Source organism: uncultured Amaricoccus sp., assembly GCF_937891315.1.
Lineage (GTDB): Bacteria > Pseudomonadota > Alphaproteobacteria > Rhodobacterales > Rhodobacteraceae > Amaricoccus.
In genome coordinates this window covers 1-12,018 of the sequence record NZ_CALAGI010000005.1, presented here as the reverse complement: position 1 = coordinate 12,018, position 12,018 = coordinate 1, and the positions used below count along the sequence as shown (strand labels likewise).

General features: G+C 67.5%; 7 protein-coding genes and 2 pseudogenes. 2 read left to right on the top strand and 7 right to left on the bottom strand.

All coding sequences use genetic code 11. From position 1 onward, the window contains the following. From Q0480_RS17920 to Q0480_RS00385, 7 genes and pseudogenes are all read right to left on the bottom strand, one after another. Window positions 1-118 (bottom strand): annotated as a pseudogene (locus Q0480_RS17920) (hypothetical protein); the annotation flags it as partial. A 151-nt stretch (window positions 119-269) separates the two neighbouring features. Further along, window positions 270-1,328, bottom strand: a pseudogene (locus tag Q0480_RS00410) (ATP-binding cassette domain-containing protein); the annotation flags it as partial. Between the two features lie 7 nt (window positions 1,329-1,335). Further along, window positions 1,336-2,409, bottom strand: coding sequence for an ABC transporter permease (locus Q0480_RS00405; RefSeq protein WP_299129601.1), 1,074 nt, complete (start codon window positions 2,407-2,409; stop codon window positions 1,336-1,338). 10 nt (window positions 2,410-2,419) lie between these two features. Then, entirely contained in the window at window positions 2,420-3,784 is a 1,365-nt protein-coding gene (locus Q0480_RS00400) for a CmpA/NrtA family ABC transporter substrate-binding protein (RefSeq protein ID WP_299129599.1), read from the bottom strand. A gap of 267 nt (window positions 3,785-4,051) precedes the next feature. Further along, complete coding sequence (locus Q0480_RS00395; RefSeq protein WP_299129596.1) at window positions 4,052-5,215, bottom strand: CmpA/NrtA family ABC transporter substrate-binding protein; 1,164 nt, start codon at window positions 5,213-5,215, stop codon at window positions 4,052-4,054. Further along, window positions 5,212-5,790 (bottom strand): ANTAR domain-containing protein, encoded by a 579-nt coding sequence (locus tag Q0480_RS00390; RefSeq protein WP_299129594.1) that lies wholly within the window; start codon window positions 5,788-5,790, stop codon window positions 5,212-5,214. Before Q0480_RS00390 ends, Q0480_RS00395 begins: the two co-directional genes overlap by 4 nt. A 160-nt stretch (window positions 5,791-5,950) precedes the next feature. Then, window positions 5,951-10,126: a bifunctional nitrate reductase/sulfite reductase flavoprotein subunit alpha gene (locus Q0480_RS00385; protein WP_299129591.1), complete on the bottom strand. Its 4,176-nt coding sequence runs from the start codon at window positions 10,124-10,126 to the stop codon at window positions 5,951-5,953. A 686-nt stretch (window positions 10,127-10,812) separates the two neighbouring features. On the opposite strand from Q0480_RS00385, the gene Q0480_RS00380 reads away from it, so the two are divergent. Continuing rightward, window positions 10,813-11,202, top strand: coding sequence for a hypothetical protein (locus Q0480_RS00380; RefSeq protein WP_299129589.1), 390 nt, complete (start codon window positions 10,813-10,815; stop codon window positions 11,200-11,202). Further along, window positions 11,199-11,435, top strand: coding sequence for a hypothetical protein (locus Q0480_RS00375; protein ID WP_299129586.1), 237 nt, complete (start codon window positions 11,199-11,201; stop codon window positions 11,433-11,435). Before Q0480_RS00380 ends, Q0480_RS00375 begins: the two co-directional genes overlap by 4 nt. Window positions 11,436-12,018 lie beyond the last annotated feature (583 nt).

The following is a 12,018-nucleotide window of genomic DNA, read 5'->3' as shown; positions in this document are numbered from 1 at the left end:
CCCAGACCACGGTGCGCGTGAGGTGCGCGCCGGGCTCGACGGTGGCGTTGGTGCCGACGACGGCATGCGGCCCGACGGTGGCACCCGCGCCGATCACCGCGCCCGGGCCGATGCGCACGGGCTCGACGATCGTCGCGCTGGGGTCGATCACGGCGGTGACGTCGACGCCGCGCAGGGGCGCGGGCGGATGACGGAGCGGCGCGCCCGACAGGAGGTCGATGCTCGACTCCAGATAGCGCAGCGGCGTCGAGTGCTCGGCGAAGTAGCCGGCCGTCGAGCACGACCGCGCCGGAGGAAATGCCGTTGAGCCCGGCCGCCATGGTCAGGACCGTGGACTTGCCGCAGCCGGAATGCCCGATCACCGAGATGAATTCGCCGCGCCGCATGGTCAGGTTGAAATCGCGGACAACCGTCAGCGGACCCTTGGGCGTGGCGTAGGTCTTGTAGAGCTGCGAGAATTGCAGGTAGCGCTCGTCCGTCACCACCTGCGCCGCCCTGGCGTAGGCCGGGGGCAGCGCGTGGCGCGGCGTCACCACCGGCAGCTGGCGCACCGAGGGCGCCTTGGCGGCGATGCCGACGTCCATCAGATACTGGGTGATCTGCGTACGCAGGCCCTTGAAGACCGGGTTCTCGTTCAACGCCATTCGGTCGCGGGGCCGCGTCAGGGTGACCTTCACATCCGGACCCATGGTGCCGTCCGGATTCAGAACCAGCACGCGGTCGGCGAGGATCAGCGCCTCGTCCACGTCGTTGGTGATCATCAGCACGGTACGGCATTCCGCTTCCCAGATCCGTTCGATCTCGTCGGCGAGATTTGCCCGGGTCAGCGCGTCCAGCGCCGAGAGCGGCTCGTCCATGAGAAGCATCTCGGGCTCCATGGCCAGCGCGCGGGCGACCGAGACGCGCTGACGCATGCCGCCCGACAATTCGGGAGGCCTGCGGTCGCGGGCGTGGTCGAGACCCACCATCGCGATGTAGCGGTCGGTGATGACCGCGCGCTCGGCCCGCGACCTGCCCTTGTGCACGGCGTCGACGGCGAGGCCGATGTTGTCGGCGACCGAGAGCCAGGGCATCAGCGCGTAGGACTGAAAGACCAGCGCGCGCTCCGGAGAGGGTTCGGCGATCGGCGCTCCCTTGAAGGTGACCGAGCCGGTGTCGGGGGTGGCGAGGCCCGCGACGAGATTGATGAGCGTGGTCTTCCCGGTGCCCGAGAAGCCGAGGATCGCCACGAACTGCCCGGATTCGATCGAGAGGCTGATGTCCTTCAGGATCGGCGGGTGTCCGTGGCCGTGGCTCTTGGTGACGTTTCTGAGTTCGAGGATCGCCATGGGGTACCTACCTCTCCGCTGTGATGGAGACCGCCGACTGGATCGCGAACATGATCCGGTCGAGAAGGAAGCCGATGATGCCGATGGTCAGCACCGCGACCATGATGCGGGCGAGGCTATCGGACGACCCGTTCTGGAACTCGTCCCAGACGAACTTGCCGAGGCCCGGGTTCTGCGCCAGCATCTCGGCCGCGATCAGCACCATCCAGCCGACGCCGAGCGACAGGCGCAGGCCGGTGAAGATCAGCGGCAGCGCCGAGGGCAGCACCAGCTTGGTGATCTTGGTCCAGGTCGAGAGCCTCAGCACCCGGCTGACGTTCAGCAGGTCCTTGTCGATCGAGGCGACCCCGAGGCCGGTGTTGATGAGCGTCGGCCACAGCGAGCAGAGCGTCACAGTGATCGCCGAGACGAGGAAGCTCTTGGAGAACGCGGGATTCTCGGACCTGTAGACGGCGGAGACCACCATGGTGACGATGGGCAGCCAGGCGAGCGGCGAGACCGGCTTGAAGATCTGGATGAGCGGGGTCAGTCCGAGGTTCACCGAAGGCGACAGGCCACTGACTATTCCCACCGGCACGGCGATGAAGGTGGCGATGGCAAAACCGAAGAGCACCGTCCGGATCGAGGTCCAGATCTGGGCGTAGAAGGTGGGCTTGCCGGTATAGTCGCGGACCTTCACCTCGTCGGCCCGCCCGGCGGCGGTGAGTTCGGCATTGCGCTTGTCCTGGCGTTCGTAGAAGGCGGCGCGCTTCTCGCCCTCGCGGACGTAGTCCTCATGCAGGACGACGGCCTGCTCCCAGACCGCGGCCGGTCCCGGCAGGGCGCCGAGCGAGGTCTGCACCGGGGGCGCCAGCACGCCCCAGGCGACGAGAAAGGCGGCGATCGCGAAAAGCGGGATGCCAACGAGGCGGGCGAAGCTCTTGATATTGCCGGACGGATCGTCGCCGGCCGCGGCCTTGGCCAGCGGCGACAGAAAGCCCAGACCGACGGTATCGAGGGTGCGAGCAATCCGCGCGGCGCGGGCGACGCGCCGGGCACGGCGCGCCTCGGCGACAAGATCGGCGTCGAGGGTCATGGTCATCGGTTTCTCCTCAGCCCCGCACGCCGGCGTTGGTGACGGTCTGGCCGTCCTTCAGCCCGATCGACAGCTTTTCGAGATAGGCGTTGGGGCCGCGACCGTCGTATTCGACGCCGTCGATGAAGGCCGCGCTCGGGGGCTTGTAGCCGTCGGTTCCGAAGGGGAAGTCATCGGCCCGGGCCAGGCCTTCCTCTACGAGCATCCTGGCGGCCTGCTCGTAGATTTCCGGCTTGTAGACCGACTTCGCCGTCTCGTCGTACCAGGCGTCCGTCCGGCCCTCGGGGATCTGGCCCCAGCGGCGCATCTGGGTCAGCGTCCAGACCGCGTCCGAATAGAACGGATAGCTCGCGTTCTCGCGGAAGAAGATGTTGAAATCCGCGGCGGGCCGCTTGTCGCCCTTTTCGAATTCGAAGGTGCCGGTCATCGAATTGGCGATGACCTCCTCGTCCGCGCCGACATATTCGGAGCGCGACAGGATCTCCACCGCCTCCGCCCGGTTGGCACCGTTGTCGGCGTCGAGCCACTCGACCGCGCGGATCAGCGCCTTGGTCAGCGCCAGTGTGGTGTTCGGGTTCGCCTCGACGAAAGCCTCGGTCAAGCCGAAGACCTTTTCGGGGTTGTTCGCGAAGATCTGCGTGTCGGTGATGACCGGCACGCCGATGCCCTTGAACACCGCCGCCTGGTTCCACGGCTCTCCCACCGAATAGCCGGAAATCGTGCCCGCCTCGAGGGTGGCGGGCATCTGCGGCGGTGGCGTGACGGAGATGAGCAGATCCGCGTCGATCTGACCGGAGGTGTCATCAGGGGAATAGAAGCCCGGCTCGATCCCGCCCGCGGCCAGCCAGTAGCGCAGCTCGTAGTTGTGGGTGGAGACCGGAAAGACCATGCCCATGCCGAAGGCCTTGCCCTCCGCCCGCGCCGCCTCGATCACCGGCTTCAACGCGGTGGCCGAGATCGGATGAATCGGCTTGCCGTCGGGACCGGTCGCGATTCCCGGCTTCATCGCCTCCCAGACCGCGTTGGACACGGTGATGGCGTTGCCGTTCAGGTCCATGGAAAAGGGTGTGACGATATGCGCCTTGGTGCCGTAGCCGATGGTCGCCGCCAGGGGCTGGCCGGCCAGCATGTGGGCGCCATCGAGCTCGCCCGAGATCACCCGGTCGAGCAGAACCTTCCAGTTGGCCTGAGGCTCCAGCGTGACATAGAGCCCCTCGTCCTCGAAGAAGCCCTTTTCCGCCGCGATGGCGAGGGGCGCCATGTCGGTGAGCTTGATGAAACCCAGCGTCAGCTCGTCCTTCTCGACGGCCAGCACCTCGGCGTGAGCGGCGGAGAAAAACAGTCCGAGGGCGGAACCCGCGAGAAGGAGATGGCGCGACATGGCTGTCCTGTGATGGCTGTGGAGCTGGCCTCCCGAACGTCGGAAAGCCGAGGCCTTGGAAACGAAAAAGCCGCCGATCCTGACGCGCGGTTCGCGCGTGGATCAGGCGGCCTTGCCTGCGTGCCCCGTCATCGGAGCAGATCTCTTGAGGCTCGCCATTGAGCCGTCATCCGACTTCTGCGCGCGCCCCTTCGCACCCGCAAGAAGTTTTTTGGTGCCAGCGAAGCGAATTCAAACCGATGCTCAGTGAATGCGCAGAGTTCCGCGCTAGTCGCCTAAGGAAGGATCAAATACCCGGCCATCGAAGAAGCTGTCGGACCCGAGTTGCAGCCGGCCCAGCGTCGAGGCGACCGCCGTCGGCACCGTCAAGGCTCCTTCCAGTTTTTCCGAGGCGCCGGGGAGATCGGCTCCGGCGGGGCCGAGCACGTCGCGGTAGAGATCGGACCGGAACGCCGATCGCGCGGCCGTGCGCAAGGCAGCGCGGTCTGCGCCGGTACGTCTCGCCAGCGCATCCGCGATCCATGTCGCCTGACTGCGCCAGGGAAAAGTCGCCGCGCCTGCGAAAAACTCGACGCAGCGCGGCACGGCCCGCTCATCCCCGCGGGCATTGACGACCAGACGGCCACGCAACGGCCGTTCCAGGATCTCGGGCGGGACGTTCAGATACTCGGGCCGCCCCATGATCTCGGCGGTCGTCATGACATTCGCCGGGTTGGCGATCCACTGGCAGGCACGCCAGCAGGCCCGCATCAGCGCCGCGGCGCGGTCCGGCGCGGCTTCGACGCCGGCGCGCGTCATCGCCAGCACCTTTTCAGGCGCGAAACGCCAGATCGCCGCGCCCGGCAGGATGAGATCGGCCGCGCCGGCTTCGACTGCGACGCTGCCCCAGGGTTCCCCAACGCAAAAGGCATCGATCTCGCCCGCGGCGATCGCCGCGGCCATGCGCGGCGGCGGAATGGTGGTCAGTTCCACCGCGGATGAAACGCCGATTCCGTCGAGCCAGTAGGTAACCAGCTCGGCATGCATCGAGAACGGGAAGGGCACACCAAAGCGCAGCCTCGACTCGGCAACCCCGAACAGCGCCCGGCCGATCGCCGCGGCGTCGAGAAAGTCGATCAATGGCGCGCGCATCGCCTCGGCGAGCGCCGGCCTCACCCCGACGACACTGCCATTGACCGACAGCACCATCAGCGCATCGAGCGCGGTATCGCCCGGCCCGAGTCCCGCCGTCTGCGCGACCACCACGGGCGCGAGCATCGGCGCGGCCTGATATTGTCCCCAGATCAGCCGGTCCCGCAGCGCGGCCCAGGATCTCTCTCGCTGGAGCACGAGCGCGAGTCCCTCCTCGGCGGCGAAGCCGATCTCGGCGGCGATGATCAGCGGCGCCGCGTCGAGCAGCGGCACGTAGCCGCAGTCGATCCGTCGGCTCATTTCAGCAGATCCGCGGCGGTGATGAGCGCCCGGGCCACATCGGCGATCTTCCGGCTCTGACCCATCGCCGTGCGGCGCAGCAGCGCATAGGCCGCGTCCTCGTCAATCCCCCTCGCCTTCATCAGCATGCCCTTCGCACGGTCGACGGTCTTGCGCTCCTCGAGCGCGGTCTTGGTGGCATCGAGCTCGGCGCGCAGCCGCGCGACCATGCGAAAGCGGGTCACCGCCGTCGCCAGCACCGACTGAACCCGCTCGCGGGCGAGTCCCGCGACGACATAGGCGCTGACGCCTGCCTCGATCGCCGCCCGCATCGCCGTGTCGTCGAAGCGGTCGACGAACATTGCCACCGGCCGCTCCATCGGCGAGGAGGCCAGCGCCAGTGCCTCGATGATGTCGCGGCTGGGGTCTTCGAGGGCGACGAGTACCAGATCGGGTGCGAGGCTGGCGAGGCGCTGTGCCAGACCGGCCTCCTCGCTGATCACCGTTACATCATGGGCACCCGCGTCGCGCAGTCCGTCGAGAATGATCCGGCCGCGTTCGGCATCGCGCTCCACCAGTGCGATCCGCAGTTTCACGTCCGGCCGCCTTCATTGGCGCCGACCGGCGGCAGACCGCGCGGCGAGCGCCGGGACAACGGCGATCCGGTCGGCCGTGCCCGTGGAAGGCCGCCGTGAGTGACGTGGTGGCTATTGTTCCGTTCCGGCATCCAGGCCAACTCCAGTGTCAGCGACGGTATCAGTAAACGTCGCGGAGAAAACGCTTGTCCTTCGACATGCGTCCGACCCAGGCGGCGGCATCCTCGGCCTTCATGCCGCCATGTTCGGCCACCACGTCGAGCAGCGCCGCCTCTACATCCTTGGCCATGCGGCTCGCGTCGCCGCAGATGTAGAAGTAGGCACCGTCGTCAAGCCACTGCCAGAGGTCGGCTCCTTCCTCCCGCATACGGTGCTGGACATAGAGCTTGTCCGCCTGATCCCGCGAAAAGGCGAGGGAGAGCCGGCCCAGATGGCCGTCCGCGCGCCATTCCTCGATTTCTTCGCGATAGTAGAAATCGCTCGCCCGATGCTGCTCGCCGAAGAAAAGCCAGTTGCGACCGCGCGCGCCCGAGGCGCGGCGCTCGTGCAGGAAGGCCCGAAATGGCGCGATGCCCGTGCCGGGGCCGACCATGATCATCGCCGCGTCCGGGTCGGGGGGCGGGCGGAAATGCGGCGAGTGCTGGATGAACAGCGGCACGTGCCCGGCTTCCGCCCGATCGGCGAGGAAGCTCGAACAGACCCCCTTGCGCGCACGTCCTTCGCAGGCATAGCGCACCGTGGCCATGGTGAGTTGCACCCGATCGGGATTGGCGCACGGGCTCGAAGAGATCGAATAGAACCGGGGCTGCAATGGCCGCAGCGCCCCGAGAAGCTCGGAGGCCGTGAGGCGCGGGCCCGTTGCCCGCAACACATCGGCGACCTGACGGCCGTGGAGCCAACGTTCGAGTTCGGGTTTTCGTTCGGCGGCGAGCAGCGGCGCGAGGGCTGTCTCCGGGGCGCGCGCCGCCACGAGATCGAGCAGGCCGCGGGGCGGCCGGGCGATCTCGAAATGCCGCGACAGCGCTTCGGCGACCGGCATCTCGCCCGTGCCCGCCACGCTGACCGGGGTCTCTGCCGACAGCCCCGACAGCGCGAGAATTTCCGTGACCAGACCGGGACAATTGGTCGGCCAGACCCCGAGCGCGTCGCCCGCGGCGTAGGTGAGGCCGGCCTCGCCTATGTCAAAGCCGATCTGGCGCACTTCCTTGCCCGAGCCCGCGGCGCTCAGCAGCCGGTTCTGCACCAGACGCGCCGGCGCGGGGTTCTTGCGCGACCAGGCCGCCGCGGGGACGCGTGCGGCGGTCACCGCCTCGGGGCGGGTCATTCGCGCCAGCCCCTCGGGCTTTTCGCCCCCGGATTCGGGAGCCGGTCCGTCCGCCGGAAGCCCGGCGAGGACCTGGGCCAGCCAGGCCGCCGCCGTCTCCTCGAAGTCCGGCTCGCAATCCGCGCGGTCGGCGAGGCGCAACGCCCCGAGATCGGCGAGGCGCGCGTCGAGCTTGCGGCCGAAGCCGCAGAACTCGTCGTAGCTGGAATCGCCAAAAGCCAGCACCGCGTAACGCAAGCTTTCAAGCCGGGGCGCATCCTCGGCGCCGATCGCCGACCAGAAGGCCGCGCCATTGTCGGGTGGATCGCCATCGCCGAAGGTGCTCGTCAGGAACAGCGCGTCGCGCGCCGCGGCGAGATCGCCCAGGCTCGCATCTTCCATGGCCAGCGACTTGGCCTCGAACCCGGCCTGGCCGATCCGATCGGCGCAACGTTGCGCCATCTCCTCGGCATTCCCGGTCTGCGTCGCCCAGAGGATGAGAACCTCGTGCTCCGCCGCGGCGGACGGCGCCTCGGCGACTGCGGCCCCGGGAGCCGGCGCGCCGACGGGAGGCGGCGGCGTGCGCGAATAGAGACCGGCCATCAGCCCGTCGATGAAGAGCCGGGTGGAGGCATCGAGCGGTGCGCCGGGAGGCAGCATCGGAACCCCCATCGACCGCCCCGCCTCTTCGCCGGAGACGCCGGCGATGAAGCCCGCGAGATAGGTCTTCTCGGTCGGTGCCAATGGCGGCGCGGCGAGATCGGGAAGGCCGAGGAACCGCGCGAGGTCGGAGAAGGCGTTCCGCGCGGAGGAAATGGACTGGGGCTGCATGGGATCGTCCTCGCTCGTCCGGTGGAGCCGCGCATCGGTCGGCGCGGCGTCATGGACGCGGGCCAGGGCGACGGCGCTGAACTTGAATTCGGGTTGCAGCGACAGCGGATCGACCGCGTCGCTGGTCACGGCGTTGATCGCGAGATTCTCGCCGAACACATCGTTCCAGTGAAATGGTGCGAAGCAGGCGCCGGGCCGCACCCGGTCTGTCACTACCGCGGGCAGGACCGCCCTGCCCCGCCGCGAGCGGATCTCGACCTGGCAGCCCGCGTCGATACCGAGGGCGGTGGCATCCTCGGGGTGGATCTCGACGAAGGGACCGGGATTGAGCTTGTTGAGCGTGGCGACCTTGCCGGTCTTGGTCAGCGTATGCCACTGGTGCTGCAGGCGACCGGTATTCAGGATCAGTGGAAAGTCCGCGTCCGGCATCTCGGCCGGGTCCATGTGCGGACGCGGCAGAAAATGGGCTCGCCCGCTCGTCGTCGGAAAGACGAGCCGGGGCACAGTCCCGTCCTCGGCCCGCGATTCGGTCTGGCTGACTCGGCCGTCGCGGTAGCGTATCGGGTTGCGGTCGCCGGGCGCATCGGGCGGGCAAGGCCATTGCAACGGCGTCTCGCGCAGGCGCGCATGGCTCGCCCCGCGGAGGTCATAGCCGGTGCGGGGGTTCCAGAAGAGCCGGATCTCGTCGAAGACCTCCGCGGCGCTGGCATAGTCGAAGCCCGCGCCATAACCCATGGCCGTCGCGACGCGGGCGATGATCTCCCAGTCCGCCATCGCATCGCCCGGCGGATCCACCGCCTTCGCCATCAGCGTCATGTTGCGTTCGCTGTTGACCATCACCCCTTCCGCCTCGGCCCAGAGGGCACCCGGCAGGATGATGTCGGCGTAGACATTGGTTTCGGTGTCGAGAAACACGTCCTGCGCGATGACGAGCTCCGCCGCCTCCAGCCCCGCGATCACCGTCTCGCGGTTCGGGACGCTCGCGACCGGATTGGTGCAGATGATCCAGCAGGCCTTGATCCGACCGGCGGCCATTTCCTCGAACATCGCCACGGTTCCGCCGCCGGTCTCGGTACGCAAGGTGCCCGCGGGCAGACCCCAGATCGCCTCGACGAAGGCCCGGTCATCCGCGCTCGCCGTCGTGCGCTGGCCGGGCAGCCCCGGCCCCATGTAGCCCATCTCGCGCCCACCCATCGCGTTCGGCTGACCGGTCAGCGAGAAGGGCCCGCTGCCGGGCCGGCAGATGGCGCCGGTCGCCAGATGCAGGTTGCAGATCGCGTTGGTATTCCAGGTTCCGTGGGTGCTCTGGTTCAGGCCCATGGTCCAGCAGGACATCCACTCCGATGCTTCGCCGATCCAGGCCGCGGCCGCGCGGATGTCGGCCTCCGCGAGGCCGGTGGCGGCGGCCACCAATTCGGGCGGATAGTCCGAGAGAAAGCCGGGCATCACCTCCCAGCCTTGCGTGTGCGCCGCGACAAAGGCCTCGTCGACATGGCCATTCGCCAGCAGCAGGCGCAGCAAGCCGTTCAGCAGCATCAGGTCGGTGCCCGGCCGGATCCGCAGAAAGAGATCGGCCTTGTCCGCGGTGGCGTTGCGGCGCGGATCGACGACGATCAGCTTCGCTCCGGCCTTCACCCTGTCCATCATCCGCAGAAACAGGATCGGGTGGCAATCGGCCATGTTCGCGCCGATCACGAAGAACAGATCCGCCCGGTCGAAATCCTGATACGATCCCGGCGGGCCATCGGCGCCGATCGACAGCTTGTAGCCGCTGGCGGCGCTCGCCATGCACAGCCGTGAGTTCGACTCGATGTTGTTGGTGCCGATGAAACCCTTGCAGAGCTTGTTGGCGAGGTACTGGGCCTCGATCGACATCTGCCCCGATACGTAGAGCGAGACCGCGTCGGGTCCGTCCCGGTCGATGATCCGCCGCAACCCGCCCGCCACTCTGGCGATCGCCTCGTCCATCGCGATCGGCCCCTGATCGCGGGCGCCGCCGAAACGCGCATAGGCATGGTCGGCGCGGCCATCGGCGGCGACCGGCCGGCCGCAGGTGCTGCCCTTGGTGCAGAGGCGCCCGAAGTTCGTCGGATGAGACTTGTCGCCCGCCACCTTGACGATGCGATCATTCTCGACGGTGAGCAGCACTCCGCAACCGACTCCGCAATACGGGCAGACGCTCTTGACGGTCCTGGACGCCATTCGGAGAACTCCAACGCAATCGCTGCCAGGCCCACTTCGGACCAGGACGTGGCAACGTTGCCGGAACCTCTCTCGACGAGGCCAAGGCGGCGGTCCTTCGTTGGACCAACCGCGCTGTATGCGGAATGACTAGGGGGCGTTCTCCTCGCGACTGCAACATTGATCCTGCCCTGATAGCGTGCTGGCGCGGCACGAGCGTGGCGACTGGTGCTTTTTTGGGCGCGAAGGTCTGTTTATGCGTCAGGTTCGCGGCCGAACGCCCGCGCTGGCCATGGCTTCGGATCCGCGGTGTCTTCGGGGAGGGGTGTCGACCTCGGACTTCATGCTCTGATCTCGGGCCGGATGTGGCGGCGACCGGCGTGCCACGGACTGCGAAGGGCAACAGCGCGGCGACTGGCCGAGACCGCGGTTCCGCCTCACGGCATCCTGTCCCGACCCGGGCACAAATCCATCACTCGGGCGGCGCTTCACAGCGCGGCCCATGACCTTGCGCGAGCCAAGGATCAGGCCGCGGAAATTCCTGGCAACATCTCAGCCGGGAAATCGACCATCGCGCGACTGAAAGGACGCGACAGATCAACAACCATGGTAGGCCCGGAGGGATAGCCGCAAGACAACCTTATCAATTGGTTGGACTGGCGAACGACGAAAAATCCCCCTCTGATTCCGCTAGCGAAGATGCGCCGGTGGCGAACCTAACAGCGGAGCATGCAAACGAAAACCCCGGCGCGCTGGCGGGCGCAACCGGGGCCGAAATCGAAGTATCACTCAACGGATGCGATCTTACCACTTCGCCGGATCAGCCGTCCACCCCGGCGGAGCGCGCGATTGCGATCCTCACGGCGTGGCACGCGCTCACCGATTGGGAAGCCGTCCACTTCGCAGATCATGTCTTCGCTCAGGTGCGAGGGCATGGACCCGTTCCTCCATTCAACAGCTTCCTGGCGGAAGCGCGCCAGTGGGCTGATTTCACATCTCCGAGCGAGCTTGACGCCTATGCCTTGGCCGCGTTCGATCGGATGCGGCCGGCGCGCCAGACCGCGTTTCTCGCCCATGTGGGGAGGATCGCGGCATGAAGCGCGAGACCTTTCCCGAGATCGGCGAGCGGAGCGTGGACGAGTGCTTGCACTGGCTCCCGACCATCGCACGGGCCGCGAAGAACGATTGGGCGCGCGACTTTGCACGGAGCATTCGCGCCCAGTCGAGGCGCAAGGGCTGGAACCCCACCCCGAAGCAGCTCGCGCTGATGCGGCGGCTCGTCTCTGAGCTGTTCGCGCAGGACGACGATCTGATCCTCATCGAGGACTGAACCACCCCGCTCTCCGCGTCTTTGGCACGGGGCGGGGAGCTTCATTCATCGGAGCATACCGGCTTGCCGGGCATATCCCTCCAATCGCCATAGCTTCTGACCGCTGAGCGAATTCAGCGGGAAATGACGGCCCGGGGAACCAATCACTACCCCCACCCCGAGCGGGCACGGCTCCTTCTGGTCCCGCTCAGAAACGCGACGATTGAACCCACCGACCTAGGCCACGGCTGATGGATCGGGGACCGGAACCGGGGATGGCTCCTGCGACCGGGCTGCGTGTGAAGCGCAGGGGAGAGCGGCTGGCCCCCGATAAAAGGCATCGCGTGGATACGGGCCGAGGAAGCGAAGGGCCTCTCCCTACAAGATGGGGGAGAGGAGCGGGGGCGGGCTTTGCGCCGCTCAAATAGGTAAGCATTGCTGACATAATGTGATAGGCTGGCCGGCGACATGAAACACACCCGCACCCCATGCACCCTTGTACCCCCACCGGCGCGCGCACCCCTTGGAAGGGCACGCACGCATCTGGTCCCAATGCCCAAGCTTTCCCCTGGGAAGGGAACCGGCGCTCACGATTTCAATTTTC